The organism is Myroides odoratus (assembly GCF_001549985.1).
GTDB classification, from domain to species: Bacteria; Bacteroidota; Bacteroidia; order Flavobacteriales; family Flavobacteriaceae; genus Flavobacterium; species Flavobacterium odoratum_A.
The window spans coordinates 30854-55640 of sequence record NZ_LROZ01000023.1 but is presented as its reverse complement, the minus strand read 5'-3'; the positions used below and the strand labels follow the sequence as shown (position 1 = coordinate 55640).

At 37.7% G+C, this 24787-nt stretch carries 14 protein-coding genes and 1 pseudogene; 11 read left to right on the top strand and 4 right to left on the bottom strand.

Going from position 1 to position 24787, the window contains the following annotated elements; genetic code table 11:
- Positions 1–672: pseudogene (locus tag AWV75_RS18920) on the top strand (RHS repeat domain-containing protein); the annotation flags it as partial.
- 129 nt (positions 673–801) lie between these two features.
- Here AWV75_RS18920 and clpB read toward each other — a convergent pair.
- A complete protein-coding gene (clpB, locus tag AWV75_RS16775; RefSeq protein WP_060875463.1) occupies positions 802–3387 on the bottom strand; it encodes an ATP-dependent chaperone ClpB in 2586 nt (861 codons plus the stop codon).
- Positions 3388–3546: 159 nt separating this feature from the next.
- On the opposite strand from clpB, the gene ytxJ reads away from it, so the two are divergent.
- On the top strand, positions 3547–3885 hold the full coding sequence (gene ytxJ / locus AWV75_RS16770; RefSeq protein WP_002992253.1) for a bacillithiol system redox-active protein YtxJ: 339 nt from the start codon (positions 3547–3549) through the stop codon (positions 3883–3885).
- 205 nt (positions 3886–4090) lie between these two features.
- Here ytxJ and AWV75_RS16765 read toward each other — a convergent pair whose 3' ends face one another.
- Both AWV75_RS16765 and AWV75_RS16760 read right to left on the bottom strand, forming a co-directional pair.
- The gene (locus AWV75_RS16765) at positions 4091–5176 is read right to left on the bottom strand and encodes an alpha/beta hydrolase (protein ID WP_060875462.1); all 1086 of its coding nucleotides are present in this window, start codon (positions 5174–5176) and stop codon (positions 4091–4093) included.
- A 74-nt stretch (positions 5177–5250) separates the two neighbouring features.
- Complete coding sequence (locus AWV75_RS16760; RefSeq protein ID WP_060875461.1) at positions 5251–5715, bottom strand: GNAT family N-acetyltransferase; 465 nt, start codon at positions 5713–5715, stop codon at positions 5251–5253.
- A gap of 116 nt (positions 5716–5831) precedes the next feature.
- Here AWV75_RS16760 and AWV75_RS16755 point away from each other — a divergent pair, with 116 nt between their 5' ends.
- From AWV75_RS16755 to AWV75_RS16725, 6 genes are all read left to right on the top strand, one after another.
- Positions 5832–7625 carry an ABC transporter ATP-binding protein gene (locus AWV75_RS16755; protein ID WP_060875460.1) on the top strand — a complete coding sequence of 598 codons (1794 nt, stop codon included), beginning with the start codon at positions 5832–5834 and terminating at the stop codon, positions 7623–7625.
- Between the two features lie 366 nt (positions 7626–7991).
- A complete protein-coding gene (locus AWV75_RS16745; RefSeq protein WP_060875458.1) occupies positions 7992–8213 on the top strand; it encodes a DUF2798 domain-containing protein in 222 nt (73 codons plus the stop codon).
- A gap of 1 nt (position 8214) precedes the next feature.
- Positions 8215–8862: a 3,4-dihydroxy-2-butanone-4-phosphate synthase gene (gene ribB, locus AWV75_RS16740; protein ID WP_060875457.1), complete on the top strand. Its 648-nt coding sequence runs from the start codon at positions 8215–8217 to the stop codon at positions 8860–8862.
- Positions 8863–8868: 6 nt separating this feature from the next.
- Positions 8869–9432 carry a Crp/Fnr family transcriptional regulator gene (locus tag AWV75_RS16735; protein ID WP_060875456.1) on the top strand — a complete coding sequence of 188 codons (564 nt, stop codon included), beginning with the start codon at positions 8869–8871 and terminating at the stop codon, positions 9430–9432.
- Positions 9433–10126: 694 nt separating this feature from the next.
- Positions 10127–19807 carry a beta strand repeat-containing protein gene (locus AWV75_RS16730; RefSeq protein WP_060875455.1) on the top strand — a complete coding sequence of 3227 codons (9681 nt, stop codon included), beginning with the start codon at positions 10127–10129 and terminating at the stop codon, positions 19805–19807.
- A 53-nt stretch (positions 19808–19860) separates the two neighbouring features.
- A complete protein-coding gene (locus tag AWV75_RS16725) occupies positions 19861–21333 on the top strand; it encodes a hypothetical protein (protein WP_156424211.1) in 1473 nt (490 codons plus the stop codon).
- A gap of 80 nt (positions 21334–21413) precedes the next feature.
- Here AWV75_RS16725 and AWV75_RS16720 read toward each other — a convergent pair whose 3' ends face one another.
- Positions 21414–21632 (bottom strand): putative signal transducing protein, encoded by a 219-nt coding sequence (locus AWV75_RS16720; protein ID WP_060875453.1) that lies wholly within the window; start codon positions 21630–21632, stop codon positions 21414–21416.
- Positions 21633–21769: 137 nt separating this feature from the next.
- On the opposite strand from AWV75_RS16720, the gene AWV75_RS16715 reads away from it, so the two are divergent.
- The 3 genes from AWV75_RS16715 to AWV75_RS16705 all read left to right on the top strand — a co-directional run bounded on the left by AWV75_RS16715 (position 21770) and on the right by AWV75_RS16705 (position 24782).
- Positions 21770–22792: a threonine aldolase family protein gene (locus tag AWV75_RS16715; RefSeq protein WP_060875452.1), complete on the top strand. Its 1023-nt coding sequence runs from the start codon at positions 21770–21772 to the stop codon at positions 22790–22792.
- A gap of 6 nt (positions 22793–22798) precedes the next feature.
- Positions 22799–23653, top strand: a complete 855-nt coding sequence (locus AWV75_RS16710; protein ID WP_060875451.1) for an HAD-IIB family hydrolase — start codon at positions 22799–22801, stop codon at positions 23651–23653.
- Between the two features lie 142 nt (positions 23654–23795).
- Positions 23796–24782 (top strand): fumarylacetoacetate hydrolase family protein, encoded by a 987-nt coding sequence (locus AWV75_RS16705; RefSeq protein ID WP_060875450.1) that lies wholly within the window; start codon positions 23796–23798, stop codon positions 24780–24782.
- Positions 24783–24787 lie beyond the last annotated feature (5 nt).

Here is a 24787-nt window from a genome sequence, read left to right as displayed (position 1 = left end):
AGTAAAGATTCGGAACTAGCAGCTAATTTAGGTTGGGCTTCGCTGGGATTGGGTATTGCGGGTTCGGCAACGGGAGCTTATTCTAAACCGAAGACAGGAGCTCCTCAGATGACGAGTAAAAAAATACCTAAATTTGGCGTTGAAGAATATGGCGTGACAGATGTATATACTCGAGAAGGATCACGATATGCAATTGTACGCCCCAAAAATGTCCCGAATTCAGATACTATATATATTATAGGGCATGCAGGACGAACTGCATATTTTCCTGGAAATAAAGAACTAATGAAAGGACCAAATCAAACCCTAAACCTTAGTTCACATTTTACAACTAACAGACAAATTATATATCATACGCCAGAGGGGGAAAGATTACCGTTTAATACGATGAGTTTTATACATGGCATGGAAAATCCCCCAAGTTATAGAGAAGTTATTCCTTCGGGTACGCGTTTAAGAGATTATGGTGTTTTATCGCCTGGATTTAAAGCCGTTAATGATTTGGATTTTACTCCTTTTGAAGCAGTCGAATTGGTTAATGATGTACTTCCTCCAAATGCACAATTTCATATTGCTATGGCATCAGAAATTGATCCTGTTAGATTATCCATTATATTAAATTCTTTAAGTGAAGAATACGTTAACATTCATATTCTTATGTGTAGAAGGTAATACTATGAAATGTTATATTATTATGGATGTTATGATTTGATAGCATAATAGTTTAGGTTTAGTAATTACGCCTAGATGCTACTTTTTGAATATATTTAAGGGGGCGAATGAAATTCGCCCCCTTAAATATTATTTATTTCTAAAAACTAATTCATCGTTAAATGAATCGAGTAAAATCATACTCTCTGCTTTGACATTACCTGCCAAAATTTCTTTCGAAAGCTTATTCAGCACTTCACGTTGAACTACTCGTTTTACAGGTCTTGCTCCAAATTGTGGATCAAACCCTTTGCGAGCTAAGAATTCTTTTGCTTCTTTTGTAGCTTCTAAGTGTATGTTTTGCTCACTTAGCATTTTCATCACTCCTTGGAGTTGAATATCAACAATTTGAAGGATGTTGTCTTGCGTTAAAGGAGTAAACATGACCACTTCATCAATACGATTCAAGAATTCCGGACGCACCGATTGTTTCAATACATTCAATACTTCTTCTTTCGCTTCTTCAGACGCTTGTTCAAGGTCGTTGATTTGTTCAAATTTCTCTTGAATAATGTGACTACCCATGTTAGACGTCATGATGATAATCGTATTCTTAAAGTCAGCCAAACGTCCTTTATTATCTGTTAGACGTCCTTCATCCAATACTTGAAGAAGAATATTAAACGTATCAGGATGCGCTTTTTCAATCTCATCTAAAAGCACAACAGAGTACGGTTTTCTTCTCACGGCTTCTGTTAATTGTCCTCCTTCATCATATCCAACATATCCTGGAGGTGCACCAACCAATCGACTTACACTATGGCGCTCAGAGTATTCACTCATATCAATACGCGTCATCGCATTTTCATCATCGAAGAGATAGGTTGCTAGAGCCTTAGCTAATTCAGTTTTACCAACCCCAGTGGTTCCCAAGAATAAGAACGAACCAATTGGTTTTTTAGGGTCTTGTAAACCAGCTCGACTTCTACGTACGGCATCACTAATCGCTTCAATAGCTTCTTCTTGTCCAACTACGCGTTTGTGTAGCTCACCTTCCAAGTGTAAGAGTTTTTCTCGTTCACTTTGCAGCATTTTAGTTACTGGCACTCCCGTCCATTTGGCTACTACTTCAGCAATATCATCACTAGTTACTTCCTCTTTGATTAAGGAATGTCCTTTTTGATTTTCTTCGAGTTGTGCTTGTGCTTTTTCAAGCTCTTCTTGTGCTTGTTTTATTTTTCCATAACGCAATTCCGCAACTTTTCCATAATCGCCTTCACGTTCCGCTTTCTCTGCTTCTAACTTAAAGGTTTCAATCTCTTGTTTACATGTTTGTACGCGGTCAACAACCTCTTTTTCAGATTGCCATTTTGTAAAAATCTCATTGCGTTCTTCTTTTAAGTTGGCTAACTCTAAACCTAAAAGTTTTAATTTATCCTCGTCATTTTCGCGTTTGATGGCTTCAATTTCAATTTCAATTTGCATAATTCTGCGGTCTAGAACATCTAATTCCTCAGGCTTAGAGTTAATTTCCATACGCAACTTAGCCGCAGCTTCATCCATTAAGTCAATGGCTTTATCTGGTAAGAAACGATTGGTAATATAGCGTTCAGATAAATTAACCGCAGCGATAATCGCTTCGTCTTTGATGCGTACTTTGTGGTGCGCTTCATATTTTTCTTTGATACCACGTAAAATGGAAATCGCACTCTCAGTATCCGGTTCATCAACGATAACCTTTTGGAAACGACGCTCTAACGCTTTGTCTTTTTCAAAGTATTTTTGATACTCATCTAAAGTGGTTGCACCTATAGAACGTAGTTCTCCACGGGCTAGAGCAGGTTTTAAGATATTAGCCGCATCCATTGCACCTTCACCACCTCCAGCACCAACTAAGGTATGAATCTCATCAATAAACAAGATAATCTGTCCTTCCGAAGTGGTAACCTCTTTAACGACTGATTTTAGTCGCTCTTCAAACTCTCCTTTGTATTTGGCACCCGCAATTAAGGCTCCCATATCCAAAGAGAAAATCTGTTTATCTTTCAAATTCTCTGGTACGTCTTGTTGAACGATACGATGCGCTAAACCTTCTGCAATTGCTGTTTTACCCACTCCAGGCTCACCAATCAACATCGGGTTGTTTTTCGTACGACGGCTCAGAATTTGCAGAACACGTCTAATCTCCTCATCACGTCCAATTACAGGGTCCAATTTACCCTCATAAGCCAACTTCGTTAAGTTATTGGCGTATTTGTTCAGTGAATTATAGGTCTCCTCTGCAGAAGCAGAAGTTACACGTGCTCCATTGCGTATTTCTTGAATGGCCGCTTCCAATTGCTTTTCCGTAGCCCCTTGATCTTTGAGCATTTGTGCTACTGTACTTTTTGATTTGAATATCGCCAACAATAAATGCTCGATGGATACGTACTCATCTTTCATCTTCGTAGCAATCGCCTGTGCTTCAGTTAAAGCAGTAGCCGCATCTCGAGATAAACCAATTTGTCCACCTTCCACTTTAGAAAAACGCTGAATCGTTGCGTCTAACGCAGATTCAAATGCACTCACATTGATATTTAGTTTCTTTAAAATAAAAGGAGTAACATTTTCATCTACTTCTAAAATAGCTTTGAACAAATGTTCATTCTCTATTTGTTGCTGGCCTAAACCCTGTACAATAACCTGTGCACGTTGTAAGGCTTCCTGTGATTTTATTGTAAAATTGTTCAAGTTCATATTTTAATTTTTTTTGTGTTGTATCATACTTTTTACAAGATGTATTCCAATCTTAAATTTACGACTTTCTGTCCAAAATATTCCCTATATTTGTATATAATTGTGACAAAACGTCATTAATTAGGAAAGGATAATTCTATTTAACTGAAAAAATGTCTTATGAACTGGATTGAACTAACAGAAACTGCTGCTTTATCGGAAGTAATAGCCAATACATCAACAAAACCTTGTATTATTTTTAAAAATAGTACAACATGTTACATTAGTAAAATGGCGTTGAGAAATTTTGAACGCTCCTTTACAAATCCCACAGAAGTTGCTTGTTATATGGTAGATGTAAAAAAGGACCGCTTGGTTTCTTTAGATATTGCGGATCGATTTCAAGTGCAACATGAATCGCCTCAACTGTTGATTATTGCTGATGGAAAGGTGGTTTTTCATACCTCTCATGAAGGAATTGACGGAGTTGAAACAGAGAAGTTATTGTTGAGATTATAACGTAAAGAATAAAAAAAGTCTACAAGATTGTAGACTTTTTGCTTTTATAATACTTTGCTTATTCAATAGAAACAACATAAATGTAAATAAGCAGTAGTGGGGACTTACTGTATCTTGTGTATAAAAGATAAATTACATCATAATAGTTGGAGCATACAATAGATATTGGGTGAAGATTCTCAATCTTTGAGGGAATCGTTTATCACTAGGTGTTGGATTGCATATCCTGACCGATGCTACTTGTTGGATATAATTCCAAGCAATAGGCGATAAAATAGTCAACTAGCGCTGTATTCTTTTGTTTAGCATAGTATGAAATAATATACTTCAAATAAGCTTCATTGGGTTGAAAGTCAACATGTAAGGATTCACTTAAACGCTTAAACGTAGTGCGAACTAAGTCTGGATTATGTTGGATTTCTTTGAAATTTAAGGGGTAATGTTCAAAAATATAACGCAATCCATCTAAGTTTCCTTTCATCGGAATACTCCCGTGATTTTCACCTTTATATTGTTGAAAGCGATACGTTAGGTTTTTTTGTGCATGCTGAGTCAAATACTGATTAAATGCTTGAATAGCAGTATAATGTTCTTCTAAATGACCTTTGTTTTCACTGTCACCTACTTGAGTTAAAAAGAGTTTACGGTGCTGAAAATCTTTCGATGCATTGGCTTGATAGGATTGAAGGATATAAGTATCATCCCACCAAATACTAGGATCGTGCACAATATAGGCTTGAAACATCGTCGTATAGTTCAATAAATGGTTTAAAGCGGTGATACCCCCAAAAGAATGGCCTACTAAAATAGTATAGGGATGAGTTCTAAATTCCCGCTGTACAAATGGTTTGACTTCCTGTTCCAAAAACTGAAAAAACAAGGCATTTCCTCCTGATTCTCCTTTGATCTTTGCTTTTTGCTCTGCATTCATAACACTTTCATTTCGCACTGTCGGAGTTAAATCCCTGGTGCGATTCGTATTGACAATACCTACGACAATCATCTCGGGGATTGCAGGATAAGGATATTTGGATAATTTCTCAATATAGGCTGTGAAATAATGGAAATTACTTTCACTATCCAACAGATAAACAACAGGATAATGTTGGGGGCTTAAGGTATTATCCCTATACGTTTTAGGAAGGTAGATCTGTATTTCTCGCTCTTCATCTAAAACGCGAGAATTAAGGGTGTACGATTGACCAATTGTTATTGGCGTTTGGGCAATTAAAGCAGTAGGGCATAGCCAGACTGCAACACATCCTAACAGGTACAGCAACGATACTTTCATTCTTTTTTCTTTGTTTGATATAAAAAGACAAAGATAATTGTTTATATTTATTCTAAATAAATAAAAAAGAAAATCTAGTCTAAGCGATAGCGTAGCGTGGTGTGAACAATTTCAAATGCCTGTTCGAGATAGAGCTGTAAGGCCCGGTTGTTTTGCTTTAAAACGAGTAGCTCAATATAATCAACTTCTTTTTGTTTGGCCCATTCTTTTACGGCTTGGATGAGTTGCTTGCCAAGTCCTTGATTGCGATAGTCTACTTCAACATACAGATCAGCAAAATTGAGGTAACGATGGGAAACAAAACACTCATACGGTAATGTTTGTTCGATAAAAAGAGCCGCCATTCCGACGAGTTTTCCTTGATCAACGGCGAGAATAAATTCACAATCAGCCTGCTCTATCGTCTCTTGTAAAAAACAAAGCGCAGGAAGATCGGCCTTAAACGAATACGGTTGATGACGTTGTAAATCAACAAATTGTTTTTGATAGAGCAATTGAAGGGCCTCTATATCGGCTAAAACTGCAGGACGAATAACCATGATTTTCTATTTTGTTTTAAATGTACAGTAAAAAATACAAGACAACAGCAAAATCTCTTGTTGATTTATTGACACAAGTCAAGAATCAAAAACAAAGAGAATGATACCTTTGTAACATGAATTTATATACCATATTAAAAAAAATAAAACCTTTTATAGCGCCCTATAAAGGATTAGTCATAGGAACATTATTATTAACTGCTGTGGGATCTATAGCGGTTCAAATTAATGCCTTAGTATTGCGTTACTTGGTAGATGCACTCAATCTCGTAGTCAATAAGGAAGAAACACTGGATTGGGGGTATCAAGTATTATTATGGAGCAGCGTTATTTTAATTCTCAAAGAAATTATCTTTAGTTGTATTCAGTTTGGACAGCGCTATTTTGGTGAAAAACTGCGTATTTATACCTCAAGAGATATTTCACAATTGGTGGTTGAGCGAATTTTAACCTTCAAAATGGCTTTTTATACTTCAGAAGAAAATGACAGTGGAAAATTACAAACTCGAATTGATCAGGGAATTAGCAGTATTACGCGTTTAGTACAGAATTTCTTTATTGATATTTTACCCTTATTTGCTAATGCGATTGTAGCCTTGTTTTTCATTTATTCGGCTAATATATATATCGGATTGGTCAGTACAGCGATGATTCCGCTCTATTTTTATGTAAGTCAACTGCAAGCAAAAAAACTAACAGGATTCAGACGCAAGATGAGAAGCTATCGAGAAAATAAAAATAATGGCATTATCTCGTTAATCAATTCAATTACCGTGATTAAATCTTTTGTGCGTGAACCTTTGGAATCAAAAAAACACGAGGAAATCCAATACGATATGACAGAAAATCAATTGTATACACGTAAAACTAGTTTTGTCTTTGATTCCGTTAAGAGTTTTATAGAGCAATTTGGTCTCGTAGTGATTATTTTGCTGACTACCTATTTTGTATTGAAAGGACAAATGAGTGTGGGAGCCATCATGTTTCATGTCTTGCTTTTTAATAACGTTACGGCGCCTATTCGTCAATTGCACCGCATTTATGATGATGTCAATGATGCGATGATTTATTCGGAAAGCTTCTTTGAAATAATAGAAGCGCAGGAGGAAGAATCTTCTGGGACGTATATTCCTAAAAAAATAGTTGGACGGATTGAATTGAAAAATGTATCCTTCAATTATCCCAACGGAACAAAAGCATTAAAAGACGTTTCGATGCTAATTGAACCCAATAAAACAACTGCATTAGTTGGGTTGAGTGGAGCAGGGAAAAGTACGGTAATCAATTTGTTAGATAAGTTTTATGAACCCAATCAAGGACAAATTCTATTAGATGGCATTGATTTGAGGGAATACGATACGAAAGAACTGCGCAAACACATTGGTTTAGTACTACAGAAGAATCATATTTTCCAAGGAAGTATAGAAGAAAATATTCGTTATGGCGATGAAACAGCCTCCTTAGAAGAAGTCAAAGAAGCCGCAAAAAAAGCGTATATCCATGAGCAAATCATGGACTTACCCCAAGGGTATGATGCAGATGCTCGATTGTTATCTGGAGGACAACAACAGCGTATTGCCATTGCGCGTTTATTCCTAAAAGATCCCGCAATTATTTTCTTGGATGAGCCTACAGCTAGTTTAGATGCCATTGCGACGGAACAAATTAAGAAAAGCTTAGATGCCATTAAGGCAAATAGAACGGTTATTATTGTTTCTCATAGTATCTCGCAAATTATTGATGCGCATCATATTGTTGTAATGGAAAAAGGGCAAGTAGTAGAAAGTGGAATTCACGAAGTTTTGTATGACAATAAGCAGACCTATTATGAAATCTTCTCCGCTATGGCCAATAGTTTGAATCTTGAAAAAATCTCACAAACATTACATGCTGATGAACTAGGGAATTAATAACCTTATTTTTGAAAGACTATTCTTGATGAATAGTCTTTTTTTTTAATGGAAAATGAAGAAATAAGCACTGAGTAAAGGATGGGTAGTCGTTTTGTTGAACATTCCTTGGACATTCCTTGGACAATGCTAGGAGAATACTAGGTAAACTTGTGCTTTTGTCGAAGGAATGTCGAAAGAATATCCAAGGAAAGAGGAAGGAAAGAGGAAGGAAAGAGGAAGCAACTTCATTCAACGCTCCAAGTTTTTTATTGATAAATGTTACAATTTCACAAAAAACAACTGGACAAAAAAACATTTTTTGACTTAGGTCAATGCTTTTGGTATGCTAGACCAAGAACTTTGTCCAATCAAAAATTATAGAAGATGAATACGAAGTATTACAAGTATGTGAATACCTTGTTTGTTGTAATTCCGATGACGTTAATTATGGCATTTGTAGGTTTAATTCGAAATTATGGATTTCAGGAAGGATGGTTTTTTCTGTTCTTAAAAGCGTGGAGTGTGATGCTGCCTGTCGCTTATGCATCAGCTTTTGTCATTATTCCAAGAGCGAGAAAATACGCAGAACAATTAATTAAAAAGTAAAATGGAAGAGAAACTTCAAGAATTTGGAAAAACAAGCCAAGAGAGAGTAGAACGTGCATTGAGTTTTTTAAAAGTAGGCAAAGGAGTTTTACTCTTAGATGATAAGGATAGAGAAAATGAAGCCGATGTGATTTTTTCAGCTCATTTGATGTCTGAGCAAGATATGGCTTTATTAATTCGATACTGTAGTGGGGTTATTTGTTTGTGTTTAAGCAATGAAAAAGCGGATACTTTAGCATTACCATATATGGTAACAGAGAATACGAGCCAATTTCAGACGCCTTTTACGATTACGATTGAAGCTGCCAAAGGGGTAACCACGGGATTATCTGCTGCAGATCGTTTAACAACAGTTCGCGCCGCTAGTGATAAAAATGCAAAAGTAACGGACTTAGCTCGACCTGGACATATATTCCCACTACGCGCAAAAAAAGGTGGAGTATTGGAGCGCAATGGCCATACAGAAGGAAGTGTGGATTTAATGAAATTAGCGGGACTCCCTTCAGAAGCCGTATTATGTGAATTGATGAATGATGACGGAACGATGGCTCGTTTACCAGAAGCTATTGAATTTGCCATCGAACACAAAATGACAGTACTAACAATTGCCGATGTTGTGTATTATCGTACTTTTGTTAGTGAAAATTAAAGGAGAATGAAGCAACTAATTGATTACATACAAGAGCGTATTGATGTTACCGATGAGGAACTTGATGTAATTCTTTCTTTTTTTACCTATGAAAAAGTGAAAAAAGGAGAGCAATTAAATACAGGTGTAAATCAAACGCAAAAAATGTATTTTGTCTGTAAGGGGTGTTTGCGCATCTTTTATATTAATGAAACCGGACAAGATACGACGAGATTCTTCGCCTTTGAAAATCAATTTGCAACTACTTTAGTTAGCTTCATCCAAGGTCAAAGTGAAGAAGAATATATGCAAGCCTTGGAAGCTTCTGATGTGTATGTGATTGCGCATACTCATTTCTATGAATTGCTGGAGTTAGTTCCTCAATGGGAAAAATTCTATCGCAAATACTTAGAATTTGCTTACATCAATAATACCAGTCGCTTTTTTGCTCTAGTGACGATGGATGCAACGATGCGTTACCAACAGTTACTTGCGCAAAATCCCAAAATAGTACAGCGATTACCGAATAAAATTGTCGCTTCTTATCTTGGGGTTTCTCAAGAAACCTTAAGTAGAATTAAAGCAAAATAATTATTTTAACCATTTAATTTCCTGGCTGACCTCTGAATTCTCAGAGGTCAGCTTTTTTTATACCTAAAGATTGACGAAAGCCCTTGTACAAAAAGTGAACTTACACAAAGAAATGGGGACATCTAGAGCAGCGTGAGGAAACAAAGGTAATTGTTAATTTTTTACTCTTTTGAATAGCTTAAAGAAAACAATTTGTTAAACTATTTTATGTAAAATAATTTATATATTATTTATATTTATGGTTTTAATTTAAAGATAAATTCTTTTTTAATTTAAATTAAGAGTAATAATTCCATGTTTTAATTAATTGAGAAACGTTGTATGGGTGTCTTTTTAAGTTTTATACGTTAAATAAAAAGAGAACAGAGAGGAAAAAGAAGGAGTGGATAAAATAAAGGAGAAAAAATAGTTCGCAAAACAGAAGGGCTAAAAAAGAATTTAGTTGCTGTATGTGTTTAATTTTTGAACATTTTTTTAAAAAAGGGATTGTTTTCTTTTTTCAAATACAATGTGTTGATTTTTAGTGAATTGTATAGAGAGGTAAAGTTATCTTCTTGTTGTGAAAATAACATAAAAATAAAAAAAGTTCTCATTTGGTACAATGTTTGATAATTGTAACAATAATGAAGAAAATTAAGCTTTTTAAGGGTTTATTTATTTAAAAAAAATACATAATTGAAATAAATAGTAGTTTATGAAAAAAAATGTACTTTCAGTTGCGTTGCTTATGGTGTCAGGAATGACTTTTGCACAGGTGGGGATTGGTACAGCCAATCCAAATCCAGCTGCACTTTTAGACGTTGAAGCAAAAACAGGACATTATAAAGGAGTTCTTATTCCGCGAATTCCCTTGCTAGCTATTAACGATAGTTCAAATTTAAATGGAGGAAAAACACCTGCTAGTTTGTTGGTGTTTAATACCACTGATAATGAGGAATTAAAACCAGGGTATTACTATTGGTTTGCCAATCGTTGGGTTCGCTTAATTACCGCTACAGATGATTTTCTCAAAGATGTAGCTAAAAACGAAGAATTAGCGGTTAATCCCATAGAGGAAACATTATTCTTGCGCGATTCTAAAAATAATACGGTAGCTGTGCCTTTGGCTGATGTGAATATTGTAACAACACTTCAACCCAATGGACAAGGAAAATATACTTATACTTCAGAAAATCAAACTCAAACAGTAATTGATGTCCCAGCGGATGTCATTCAAAATATTAGCACAATTCTGCACGATGAATCGGTGGTGAATGAAATTATTCAGGCTATTAGTTTACACGCCAAAGCACTAGATGGTGATGAAATTATTGAGGTAGTAGGAGGTGAAAAAGCCGTTTTACATCCAACAACGCTTAAGGTAAAAAACAGCAGTATTTCAACAGAGAAAATAAAACCAGGAAGTACCAAACAACTATTAGTTACAGATGCTGCAGGAGAAGTAAAATGGGTAGCGGTGACGGATGAAGTCATTCAAGAAGCGGTACGTACAAATGAACGCGTAACGATTTTAGAAGACAACCACAATGGTACATTTACGTATTATAACGAAAATGCTATTGACAGTCAAACAGGAGCACCCATTCGCAATAGAGGAATTGTATTTGATGCCAATACCTTGCGAATTAAAGAAAGAGAAGGAAATGACCAACGTGGTATTTATGACTTCTACGATGGGATGACTTCCCTGGCACATCCTTTGATGACCATCAGTACGCGTGCTAATGCTATTTATTTTGATAACAGTAGTACAGTTATCGAAGGAGATAACCTCCAAAACGTGATTGAGAATATCATAAACAAGATTGAAGTTGCTCAAAACAGACCCGCTACATTAAATGGAGAAGGAATTTTAATAAATGGAGAAACAAGCTTGGCGGAATCAGTATTAAAAGAAATGATTTTGACCATTGCAGATGGGGCAATTGTCGAAAGAAAATTAGCAGCCAATGCGGTTACAACCTCCAAAATAAATAATCAAGCAGTAACAACGGATAAAATTGCGCCAGGTGCAAATAAGCATCTATTGGTAACTAAAAATGGAGAAGTACAATGGGTTCCTGTGACAGATGACATCATGAAGGAAGTGGTCACACAAAACGAAACCATTACAATTTTGGATGCTACTGCCAATGATGGAACGTTTGTCTATTACAATGAAAGTGATTTTGATGCGACAGGAAATTTAATTGGTGCTGGTGTGCATTTTGATGCCAATACGTTGACGATTACAGATGATGGAAATGGAAAGTACATTTTTAGAGATAAAAAGACCCAAACAGGTACACCTTTAGCAGAAATTGATATTGTAGGAACTGTAATTGAAAATATCACAGCCATTTTGAGCCATGATACGGTGGTGGAAGAAATCTACCAACAAATTGCAACAAAGGGAAAAGAATTGAAGAATGAAGATGCTTCTATTCTAGTGGAAGGCGGAGAGATGTCGGTATTGCATGAAACGAAAATATCAGTTGCGCCTCAGGGAATTACGCCAGGTAAGATAGCACCAGGTGGAGATAAGTATATTTTAGTTACTAAAAATGGACAGGTTGAATGGGTCGCTGCATCAGATGAAGTAATCAAAGATATTGTAGCGTATAACGAAAAAATCACCCTTTTAGAAGTAGATCAAGACAAGGGAACTTTTGTTTATTACAACGAAGAAAATGTAGATAAAGACGGACAAATTACGGGACCAGGTGTCTCATTTGATGCCAATACATTGACAATCGAAGATAATGGTTTAGGAAAATACGTATTCCGCGATGGAAATACCAGAACAGGAATAGCATTAGCAGAAATTGATATCTTGGGAACTGTAATTGAGAATATTACGGAGATTTTGAACAAAGAAGAGGTACGCGAAGAGATTTTTGAAACCGTAGCCGCACAAGGAAAACACGTTACGTCACCCAATCAATCGATCGCAATTACGGATGGGGATAAGGCGGTATTAAAAGCAATGAAGCTTGATATTGCACCAGAGGGAGTAACGACAATGACTTTGGCTCCTCAAGCGGTGACGCCTGAAAAAATAGCGCCAGGAGTAAAAAAAGGACAACTGTTGGTGACTAATGATGGTGGAGAAGTGCAATGGATGGACGCTACAGACGCTGTAATTAAAGAGATTTTGAAAGGAAATCAGGCCATTACTTATGTAGAAGATAATCAGGATGGTACCTTCACTTACTATAATGAAGCTTGTTTTGATAAAGAGGGAGTGTTAGTTCATCCAGAACATGCGGTTACATTCAATGCGAATACGTTGCGTATTGAAGAAGTGCTGGATACACAAGGAAATGGATCTGGTGTATTTCAGTTTTTTGATCAATCCAGTGATACAATACCAATTAACACCATTAATGTTACGGCAAGTGTCATTAACAATATCGAAGAAATTTTAAACGATACACACGTTCAAAATTCCATTTATACTACGGTGGCTAATAAGGGAGCACAGATGCAAAGCACAGATGCTTCTCTATCCATTGTTGGAGGAGAAAAAGCGGTATTACATGGAGTAGCAATCAATATTAAGGAAGAAGGAGTAAAAACCAATCACTTGGCAGATCGTGCGGTAACTCCAGCAAAAATCAATTCTCAAACTGCATTAAAAGGGACCTTACTCACCGCTGATGGTTTAGGAAAAGCACATTTTCAACCAGCAGATGAAGCAGTAAGACCCGCTATGCAAGGAGATTTAGCAGGTGAAGCAGGTGTAATCAATATAATAGGCGGAGGTGAGAATGTCTTATTTGGTGACTCAACGAAAAAAGTTACGATAGCCATCAATAAAGGAGGGGTAAAAGGCGATCACATTGGAAATAGAACAATTACCAATGAAAATATCGCAACGCAAACCATTCAAGCAGCGAAATTGAATGCTACTGGAGAACAAGTGGGAACCGTAGCAACGGTGAATTCTGATGGTACAGTGAGCTATTTGCCAATTAAGGCAGCGTCAATTACGGAGAAAGGCAATATTACAACTGATGAAGTATTAGCAGTAAATGACGGAAATGGAAAAGTTTTAGGAGATGTTGTATTAAGTGTAAAGGACAAGTCGATTAAGGTTGTTAAATTAGATGGTACAGGTGCAGCAGAGGGAGCAGTAGCTACTGTAAATGCTGATGGTACAGTAACCTATCAAGAATTAAAAGGCGAAAATATTACTGATAAAGCCGCTTTAAAAACAGATGGAATCATCACCGTTGATGGATTGACTCAACAAGAGAATACCTTATTGAAAGAGGCTACGTTAAGCATTGCCAATCAATCGATAACTGCAACTCAAATTGCAGATGAAACGATTACCAATGCCCAAATAGCACCTACAACTATTACGGTAGATAAAATTTCCGCAGGAAATGAACCACCCAAACGCGTCATGGTAATTGACGAATTAGGTGTAGTGAAATGGGGAGAGCTAGATGATATTGTTACAGATGCAGCGGGTAATTTAACTACAGATAACATCATAGAAATTACAACGGGAGATGGTGTAAATGCTTTGTTTAACGATGTTGGATTAGGGATTAAGGCGAATAGTATTACCAATACTCAAATTAAAGATCAAACCATTCAAATCGGCAAGTTGAGTAATGCTGGCTCACAACCTGGTATGGTCATGGTAACTAATGAAACAGGTGGATTCACTTATGTAGATAGAGAAACGATTGTACAAGCAGGAGAAGATTTAACTTTGGATAATGCCTTAGAATTTGTTGAAGGCAATGGCGTTTCAGCTGTATTGGCCGATACGAAAATAGGGGTTAAAGAAGGTGGGATTACAACTGATAAATTAGCAGATGGAGCTGTTACAGCTGCAAAAATATCCTCAATAGGAGAGGAAGAGCATGCCGTATTAATAGCAGATGGCCAAGGAAATGTATCGTATAAAAAAATTAATCCCAATGCATTTATAGGTTCTGAAGCGGATTTGAAATCAGATGGCTCTCTTGAAATTCCCGAAAATAACAGTGCTGTTTTACATGAAACGACCATAGGAATTGCAAGCCAGGGGGTTGAAAATAAACACCTGAAAGAGAAAACCATAACGGCGAACAAAATCAATACAGAATCAGCAGCTGATGGAACTGTTTTAGCCGCGGATGGATCAGGAAATGCAAGCTTCAAAACGCTAGAAGATATTGCTATTGAACAAGGAAAAGTGATGAGATCCGCAGACCAAACCTTAACAATTACAGCGAATAAAGCAGTGTTACAAGAGGTGAGTTTAGATGTGGCGGAAAGCGGAATCAAAACTAAACACCTCAAGGATCAATCTGTTACGGCTGATAAAATAGGCTCTTTAGATGTAGGAGAAGGTTTAGTACTAACTTCTAATAGTCAAGGAGGAGCTGCGTTTAAAACCTTGGGGGATGTTTTAGGAGATGGAGGAAAACAAATTACAGGTGGACCTTCTATTACGGTTACAGGAGGGGAGCATGCTGCTCTACAAGATGTAACGTTAGATGTAACTAATTTTGGAATCACAGAAACAAAATTAGCTGATGAGGCTGTTTCTACCTTAAAATTGAGAAATAAAGCAGTGACAACGGCTAAAATTGCTCCAGAGGGGAACAATAAAATCTTAGCAACCGATAATCAGGGGGTAGTAAAATGGATAGGTACAAGCGATGAATTGATTAAAATTATCGTGGAATCCAATGAATCAATTACACGTTTGGTAGACAATGAAGACGGAACATTAACCTATTATAATGAAGAACAGGTAGATAGCGAAGGGAATATCAAACCCAATGCAAGAGGAGTGGACTTTGATGCGAATACCCTTTCCATTAGACAACCTCAACCTTTTGTGTATGAATTTAGAGATAAAGCAGATCGAACAGGACAAACTCTTTTAGCAACGATTGATACCCGAGCTAAATCGATTGTCTTTGAAGATAATTCAATCTCCTATAACAATGTGGAGGAGGCTATTATTAGTTTAACCCAAAAAATTGAACAGTTAGAAAACCTCGATATAGAAAAAGCGCCTTTATCTGGAGATGGAATCTTAGTGAATGGGCAAGCGACAGTAGCGGATGCAGTTTTCAAAGACATGACGTTGAGTATTGCAAACGAGGCGGTAACACCTGCAAAAATAAAAGGAGGTAGTGCCAAACAAGTGCTGATTACCAATGCCACAGGAAAAGCCCAATGGGTGGATAAATCTGATCCGATTATCAAGGAAATTGTACAAGAGAATGAAAAAATAACAGTACTAGATGTACAGGATAACGGAACTTTTGTATACTATAGCGAAGCAGATATTGACGCAAATGGAACCATTGTTGGTGCAGGGGTTTCCTTCGATGCCAATACCTTGACCATTGTAGATCAAGGAAGTGGAGCTTATGCTTTTTATGATCAGTCCCAAACCGAACCACTGGCAATTATTGATATTCCAGGAACGGTGATTGAAAATATAACCGAACTGTTCGCTAATGTAGCTGTTAAACAAGAACTATTTAATGTAGTTGCGGCTCAAGGAAAAGATGTAACCTCAGACCAATCGATTGAAATTGAAGGAGGAACAAAAGCTGCTTTGACAGCAATGACGATCAGTCTGAAAGAAGGAGGAGTAACCAATAGCAAAGTAGCACCAAAGGCCATTACAGCTGATAAATTATGGGCAGGAGTAGATAAAGCAAGCTATGTGGCTATTGTACAAGCGGATGGTTCTGTGGCGTATCAACCCATGACGGTAGCAGTAACAGGACAACCTTTAACGGTAGATACTTCCTTGGAAATTACGGGTGATGGCGAGGCTTCCAGTGCTTTATTGGAAAAAGTAGGTTTACAAGTAAAAACAGGTGGAATTGAAACGAAACACCTGAAAAACCTTGCCGTAACAACGGATAAAATTACGTCCCAAGAGGCAGCAAGAGGAACAATCTTAGCGGCAGATGGTTCCGGAAATGTGCAATTTACTGCAGCAAATACTGTTGTTGCCCCAGCGATGCAAGGGGATTTAGTTAGTGATTCTTCTCTTGTCGTAGAAGAAGGAGAAAATGTATTGTTTGGAGGAAACACCACACAGGTGAAGCTGAAAATTAATGAAGGGGGAGTAAAAGGAACTCATATCGCTACGGAAACGATTAAAAATGGACATATTGCTAATCAAACCATCCAGGCAGTGAAATTAACTGCAGGTACTGGGGAAGCAAATCGCGTGGCTTTGGCCAATGAAGCAGGAAATGTGAGCTATCAACCCTTATCCACAGCGATATTAACGGAAAAAGGAAATATTACCACCGATGGAATTATTGCGGCTTCTGATAATGGAGTTGGCAAAGTTCTAGAAGATGTTCAATTAAGTGTAAATAATCACTCTATCAAAGCAACAAAACTAGATGGAGGTGGTGCTCAAGAAGGTGCTGTAGCTACAGTTGGTGCAAACGGAACATCCGTGAGCTATTTGCCACTGACAGCAGATCGCATTACCAACAAAGGAGATATTACTACCGATGGTATCATCATCGCTTCTGAAAATGGTGTGGATAAAGTGTTGCAAGATGTAAACTTAAGTATTAAGACTAAGGGAATTGGAACAACACAGTTAGCAGATCAAGCGGTAACGAATGCTCAAGTAGCAGAAAAAACGATTACAGCAACAAAACTATCTTCACAAGGTGTAACAGCAAAAAGCGTGTTGATTAGTGGAGATAATAACGAGGTTGTTTGGGGAGAATTAGGTGATATTGTGACTGATACTGCTGGTAATTTAACCACAGATGATATCATCCAAATGACTAATGGCAATGGAGTGAATACCTTGTTGAAAGATGTAAAACTCAGCATTGCAGAGAATAGCATTGCAAAAAATAAACTGAGTTCTAAAGACGGTGTAACGAATGTACCAATAGATCATCTATTGGTTACAGATGGACAGGGTGGTTTTGACTATGTGTTGAAAAATGCAGTACAGGCAGGTGGAGTAGATTTGAATTTAGGAACTGCCTTAGCATTTACAGAAGGAACAACAGGTAAAAATGCTGTACTTGCGGAGACCACGATCGATATTAAAGATGGTGGAATTGAAACAATAAAATTAGCGGATGCTGCAGTTACAGTTGGTAAAATGTCTTCTGGAAATGCAGTGGCGCACAGTGTTTTAACAGCTCAAGGCAATGGAAGCGTGGCCTATGAAGTTTTAAATGAAAATGCTTTTGAAGGTAATGGAGCAGATTTGCGTTCTGATACCTCCATTCAAGTAACAGCGAATAACAAAGCATTATTAAGTGAAACGACAATTGCTATTGCTACTGCAGGAGTAAAAAACAAACACATTGATAACCTCGCGGTAAACAATGAAAAAATCAGCTCCAAAGTAGGTACAGCAAACGCAGCGAATGGTGCCGTATTAGCAGCAGATGGAAGCGGAAATACAACCTTTAAAACGCTGAGTGACTTAGCTACAACGCAAGGAAAAGCAGTAACCTCTGATGAATCATTACAAGTAACAGCGAATAACAAAGCAGCTTTACAAGCTTTGGATATTAAAATTGCCCAAGGAGGAGTACGCAATAAACACATCGGTACCAAAGAAGTAACCCAGGATAAAATAGGAACTTCAGGGCTTAGTAAAGGATTAGTTTTAACCGCAGATGGACAAGGAGCAGCTGAATTTACGAGTATTACTGAAGCTATGTCTGGAGCTGGAAAAACCATACAAGAGGGAGCAGGTATCACCATTGACGGAGGTGTGAAAGCAGCGCTACAAGATGTGACGATTAGTGTAGCGAACAAGGGAATTGACAATGCTAAAATTGCGGATGGCGCTGTAAATGCCAGAACAATTGCAGCTAAAGCTGTAGGAACAGCTGAATTAGATACTGGTGCGGTAACGGGGGAGAAAATTGCCAACAATACCATTACCGATGGTAAAATTGTCAACTCTGCCATTCGAAAAAATCACATCTATATTCAAAATATAGAAGAACAACACTTTGCAAACGGAGCTGTGAGTACGCGTGCTTTAGCGGGTAAATCCGTGACGGTGGCTAAAATGAACGCAGAAAACGCAACGCAAGGACATGTATTAACTGTAGAATCTAATGGAAGTGTAGCGTTTAAAGCCCCTACGGGAGCTACACTTACTAAAGGTAATTTAACAAGTAAAGAAAGTGACGTCTTTGACATTGACAATGGAAACCAAGCGGTCTTGAAAGATGTGAAATTAGATCTTAAAGGGGGAGCCATCAAAACCAAACACATCGCAGATAATGCAGTAGGAACGGCAGAGATTAAAAATGAAGCCATTACCAATGCTAAGATTGCGATAAAAGCAGTGGATACGGCTGAATTAGCAGATCGCGCTGTAACTAGTGCTAAAATTGACTCCAAAGCGGTAGGAACAGCAGAACTAGCAGATGATGCCGTAACAAATGAGAAAATAGCTAGTAATTCAGTTGGATATAATGAATTAAAAGGAAGCGCGGTATATGGTTCTATTTTGAAAGATCAAGGTGTGGAAGAAGAGAAAATCAGCTCAGGAAATGCGCGTTCAGGTTATGTGTTAACCGCAGATGGATCAGGAGGAGCAGAATTTAAAGCCGCTTCGGGTAATACGGGATCAGGCGAATTGTATGGGGACGGACCTGTGAAAGTGACCAATGGATCCAATGCAGTACTACGCGATGTTCGATTGGATATTAAGGATCGTTCCATTGATACCAGACATATTGAAAATGATGCGGTGGGATACAACCAATTACAGAGTAGTTCTGTGTATGGAAGTGTGATTCGAAATCAAGCAGTTACAAGAGATAAAATCGATAATAACGCTGTAGGATTCAATCAGTTAGATAGTGAGTCTGTATATGGGTCAGTGATTAAAAACAATGCCATTACCAATGAAAAAATAGCATCTGATGCTGTGGGATACAATGAATTACGCGTAGATGCTGTACACAGTAGTGTGGTGAAAGATAAAGGAATTGAAGAGGAAAAAATCGCTTCTGGAAATGCGCGTTCGGGTTATGTTTTAACTGCCGATGGAAATGGAGGAGCTTCTTTTGAAGAAGCACAATCAGGTGGAAATGACAATGGAGGAATGCCTAAATTCTTTTACCTACCTGCGATGTATGTAGAAATTGTCTCTGGTGGTTCTGGAACACTAAAAGTATATGATGAGTATAGAGACCAATTTTCAAGTCCGATGGTATCGAATTCAGGAGCAGGATCCTATCCTTCTTTACCTGTTGCGGGGCGAAATGAATTGAACTATCACGTGACGTATTATGATACCAATGTCTTTTATGATGTACAAATGAGTAATGAAGGGGTAATGACCTATAGAATGAGAAGTGGTGCGCAACCAACAGGAAGAACCTTCTTTAATATCGTCTTAGAAGTAAAATAAGTATTCATGGCTTTCAGTAGGGGTAATCCTACTGGAAGCACAATAAGCAAAAAATGAAAAAGTTTTATTATGCCGTGCTTGCTTGCTTTAGTTTACTTACGCTACAAGCACAGAATACGAGAAGTGGATCCTATAATTTACCGTTAACCGAAGGAAATGGAACGCCACCTCCTGGTATTGTGGAACAATCGGATACAGGAGGGAATTCACCTTCGGGTTATGAGCGTTATACCTCAGAAGGACTAGTGCTAACCAATAAGAGGGTAGCCCACAGTGCTTTTGCCATTGATAATTTGGAAATTGACCTGAGAGAAGGTGTAACCATAGAGTTTGAATATGCCATGGCAACTATTCAATCAGCCTATGGAAAAGGAGAAGGAATGGCGCTGTTTCTCTATGATGCGAATGAAAGACTAGATTTAGGATATGGCTTTGAAGCCTTGGGATATGCCTACAATGAAGCCAATGGTATTATTGGAAGAAAACCAAGTTTAAAAGGTGCTTATCTCGCCGTGGGCTTTGATATAGGTGGGGGATTTAAAAAGTTTTTTGAAACCAATGAACATAGACGTGAGGGAATTTCACCTGCTCGATTCCAAGCTGCAGGGTATTATCAGAATGATTTCGGTCGATATCAAGGCAATCATATTACCCTAAGAGGAGGACATGCTACCTATTATACAGCAGCAGGATACAACGGAAACCCAGTATTGTACACCAAGTATTTCGGAGGATTTTCAGTGAATGCAGGGGAATTATCCATGGCGAGTTTAGACTACCGTACAGGTGAGTATATCTTTGACCGTAATACAGATGGTGCTAATTTTGATGTAGGAAATGGAGGGTCACAAGCCAATCCAAACTTCCAAAAAATAATTGTAGAATTAGAACCTGCTAGCGATGGAGAAGCCCTATACGTGACCGTAAAGGCTAAAGAAGGAAGCAATGAAATCACTCTTATTGACAATTTTAGATATGAAACGTCGTTTAAGACCTTTGATAAGATGAACAATCTCTACGATTTTAGAGCGCCGATTCCAGAGCGAGTAAAAGTAGGTTTTACGGCATCAACGGGTAATTTTACACAACAGAAAACCATTATCCGAAATGTTAAAGTCTCCATTCCTAATGCATTGATTCTAGAAGATGTAGAAGCAGATATGTGTGTCAGTGATACGGGAGGAAGTAGAGGAGCTGAAATAACAATTCCACTGTTTGATGATCTTGATTTTTCGGTGAACGCAAGTTCGTTTCAATTTATTAACAGCAATGGAAATGAAGTGGGGAGCTCCTATACGCAGTCGAATGTTGGAGAATGGCGTTATTCATCGAGTAGAGAAGAGGTAACTTTGACCTTAGATCATGCGTATTTTGAGCCTGGGGATGTAGCTGAGGTACACTATGTAGTGGAAGCACGAGATGGAACAAAATCACAACAAGCTACCCTTAGAGTTACGGGAATTTCCTGTGGTGCGATGATTAACCCACAGATTCGAGTGAAAGATAAAAATCAAGCAAAACCCTAACGAATATAATTAAAGGAACAAAAAGGGGCGAACCATTGGTTCGCCCCTTTTTGTTATTCTTCGATTGAATAATCCTTTGATTATTCCTCTAAATTATTTGCTTTTAACAACGCTTCGGCGCGTTCTACATCTTGTTCTTCTACAAAAACGTGAACAGCTTTACCTAAGGTACCATAGCCTGCACTGCGTCCTGCTTCAATATCATCGCGAATGATGTAGGCAATGTTGTGTTCTTCTAATAGGTTTCGAACAGCTAAAACCATGACTTCGCTTCCTGCGTATACTTTCTTGTGATTCATATCTTTTGATTTTTATTTAAAATTACACTTTTTATACGAAACAAAGAAGCACTGTTTCTTTTTTTACTAAAGTTTTCCCTTGAATCATGGTATGTTGCAAGAGAAAGTCCTATTTTTACTTGACTAAAAACTGTGACATGTACAACCTTAAAATAGACTATGCAGAAGGTGCTCACCCTGCTATTTTAGATAAATTACTAGAAACCAATTTTATACAACAAAACGGCTATGGACACGATGACTATACACTAGAAGCCAAAGCAGTGTTGCGTCAAAAAATGAATCACCCTTCGGCTGAAATTTATTTTGTATCTGGTGGAACGCAAGCCAATTTATTGGTGATTTCTTCTTTATTACGCCCATATGAAGCGGTGATTAGCGCGAATACAGGACATATTTATGCCAATGAAACTGGCGCTATTGAAGCTACGGGACACAAAGTAATTCCCATCGAAAGCAAAGATGGGAAGATTACCCCTAATCAAATTAAACAGACAGTAGCGGGATTTCAACTGCGCCCACATGTAGTAAAACCCAAACTAGTGTACATTTCGAATACGACAGAAGTTGGAACGATTTATAGTGAGCGTGAATTGAAAGCGTTATCGGATTGCTGTAGAGCGGAAGGATTGCTTCTTTTTATGGATGGTGCCCGCTTGGGACACGCTTTAACTGCACCTACGAATGATCTAACCTTAGAGCGGATCGCTGAATTGGTAGATGTTTTCTATATTGGTGCAACCAAAAATGGTGCTTTATTTGGGGAAGCTATTGTATTTCCTCAACCAAAATTAGCGCTTGATTTTGACTATAGCCTCAAGCAAAGGGGAGCACTTTTTGCTAAAGGAAGAGTATTAGGCATTCAGTTTTTAGCACTTTTTCAAGACGACTTATACTTCAAACTAGCCAAAGACGCCAATGATATGGCCATGAAATTGGCGCAGGCCTTTCAAGAACAAGGGCATACGTTTTTAGTAGAACCAGCTAGTAATCAGATTTTCCCTATTCTACCTGTCGCATTGATTGAACGTTTGCAAGAAAAATTCGACTTCTATGTATGGAAGCCCATTAATGCTGACTATGCTGCGGTTCGACTGATTACCTCTTGGACAACAGATGAATTGATGTTGGAGGTATTCATCAGCATGCTCAAGGAATAAAACAAAATGGAACATATTTTTATAACCGACTTAGATGGAACTTTACTCAATAGTAAAGGGTTTTTAAGCGATGAAAGTGAGCAACTATTACGTGAAATTGTAGAAACAAGCCCTCATCAACTTGGTTTTGCTACAGCAAGGGGATTAACTAGTGCGGTCAACGTTATCCAACAAGTACCTTGGAATTTCCCCGTGATTTTAAATAATGGAGCCGTTATTTACGATTGGCAAGTTCAACGTATTTTAAAGATTCAAGGAATGGAAACTGCTGCTGTACAAGCCGTATTAAAACGGGGTGAAGCACAAGGGATATCGCCTTTTATTTTTACCTTAAATGAATCGTTTGAGGAAGGGATTTTCTATCAAAGGAATCCCAGTAAAGGGTTAACTTACTTTATGGATAAACGCCCAAATGATCCTCGATTCATTGAAGTAGATTACTTGGCTGAGCAGCAAAAAACAAGGGATACGCAAAATCTCGTTCTGATGTTTATTGAGGAATATGAGACGTTAGTTCCTTTAAAGCTGTATATTCAAGAACACTTTGGAGCAGAGCTTCAATGCTTGTTGATGCAAGATCAGTATATTCCCAATCAATTTGTACTGGAAATCTCTAGTGCAAAGGCAACCAAGGAACATGCTATTGTCTTTTTACAAGAACAATACGGTATTCAAGGAGAACGTCTACACCTTTTTGGCGATAACCTAAATGACCAAGGGATGTTGAGTATACAGGCCAATACCTATGCGGTAGGGAATGCGCATCCCGTAATTTTAGATATGGTTTCGCATAAAATACCAACCAATGATCAAGATGGAGTAGCAAGAACAATCAAACTCCTTGTAAATCAGGTGTTATAGAAGTAGGACACATTCAGAAAGGGGAAACAAAACGAAATTATAGTATTCTCTATTTTTTTTATACCTTCGGCTTTTCTTTTTTGAACCGCAGGTAAAAGAAGAAAAAGAGTAAACCAACAATAAAAACTAAAAACATAAATTCATGAAATTAGCTAGTATCAACAATGGCACAAGAGATGGTCAATTAGTCGTTGTTTCAAAAGATTTGACAAAAGCAGTGGTCGTAAGTGAAATTGTAACAACCATGCAAGCGGCATTAGATCAATGGGCAACAAAAGAGGCACTTTTAAAAGAAGTATATGACAACTTAAACGCAGGAAAACTATCTAATACCATTGATTTTACAACAGCTAAAGTAATGGCACCGATTCCAAGAGCTTATCACTGGGCTGATGGAAGTGCGTATGTAACTCATGTTGAATTAGTGCGCAAAGCAAGAAACGCAGAATTACCAGAGTCTTTCTGGACAGATCCATTGATGTATATGGGAGCTTCTGATGCTTTTATCGGAGCAACAGACGATATTGAAATCGAGAATGAAGCATGGGGTATTGACTTTGAATCAGAGGTTGCGGTTATTACAGATGACGTTCCTCCAGGAGTAAGTGCGGATGAAGCCTTGAAACACATTAAATTGATCACCATATTAAATGACGTTTCGTTGCGAAATTTAATTCCAGCAGAATTAGGAAAACAATTCGGATTCTATCAATCTAAACCATGGACAGCTTTCGCTCCAGTAGTTGTTACACCCGATGAATTAGAGGGAGTATGGAAAGACGGAAAAGTACATTTACCTTTACACTCTACGTTAAACGGCGTATTGGTTGGTTCACCAAATGCAGGAATCGATATGACATTTAATTTCGGACAATTGGTAGCACATGCTGCAAAAACACGTTCGTTAATGGCGGGAACTGTAATTGGATCAGGAACTGTTGCAAATCAAGGAAGCCCAACAGGATCAAGTTGTTTAGCTGAGGTTAGATGTTTAGAAACGATTAAAGACGGAAAACCATCTACGCCATTTATGCAATTCGGAGATCGTATTGAAATTGAGATGATGGACAACGAAGGAAAAACAATTTTCGGTCGTATCAATCAAGTGGTGAAAGAATATAAGAAGTAATAGAT

Excerpts from the sequence above, each read along its gene's own strand:
- clpB (WP_060875463.1), bottom strand. The coding sequence starts at position 3,387 with ATGAACTTGAACAATTTTACAATAAAATCACAGGAAGCCTTACAACGT.
- ytxJ (WP_002992253.1), top strand. The coding sequence starts at position 3,547 with ATGAACTGGATTGAACTAACAGAAACTGCTGCTTTATCGGAAGTAATA.
- AWV75_RS16765 (WP_060875462.1), bottom strand. The coding sequence starts at position 5,176 with ATGAAAGTATCGTTGCTGTACCTGTTAGGATGTGTTGCAGTCTGGCTA.
- AWV75_RS16760 (WP_060875461.1), bottom strand. The coding sequence starts at position 5,715 with ATGGTTATTCGTCCTGCAGTTTTAGCCGATATAGAGGCCCTTCAATTG.
- AWV75_RS16755 (WP_060875460.1), top strand. The coding sequence starts at position 5,832 with ATGAATTTATATACCATATTAAAAAAAATAAAACCTTTTATAGCGCCC.
- AWV75_RS16745 (WP_060875458.1), top strand. The coding sequence starts at position 7,992 with ATGAATACGAAGTATTACAAGTATGTGAATACCTTGTTTGTTGTAATT.
- ribB (WP_060875457.1), top strand. The coding sequence starts at position 8,215 with ATGGAAGAGAAACTTCAAGAATTTGGAAAAACAAGCCAAGAGAGAGTA.
- AWV75_RS16735 (WP_060875456.1), top strand. The coding sequence starts at position 8,869 with ATGAAGCAACTAATTGATTACATACAAGAGCGTATTGATGTTACCGAT.
- AWV75_RS16730 (WP_060875455.1), top strand. The coding sequence starts at position 10,127 with ATGAAAAAAAATGTACTTTCAGTTGCGTTGCTTATGGTGTCAGGAATG.
- AWV75_RS16725 (WP_156424211.1), top strand. The coding sequence starts at position 19,861 with ATGAAAAAGTTTTATTATGCCGTGCTTGCTTGCTTTAGTTTACTTACG.
- AWV75_RS16720 (WP_060875453.1), bottom strand. The coding sequence starts at position 21,632 with ATGAATCACAAGAAAGTATACGCAGGAAGCGAAGTCATGGTTTTAGCT.
- AWV75_RS16715 (WP_060875452.1), top strand. The coding sequence starts at position 21,770 with ATGTACAACCTTAAAATAGACTATGCAGAAGGTGCTCACCCTGCTATT.
- AWV75_RS16710 (WP_060875451.1), top strand. The coding sequence starts at position 22,799 with ATGGAACATATTTTTATAACCGACTTAGATGGAACTTTACTCAATAGT.
- AWV75_RS16705 (WP_060875450.1), top strand. The coding sequence starts at position 23,796 with ATGAAATTAGCTAGTATCAACAATGGCACAAGAGATGGTCAATTAGTC.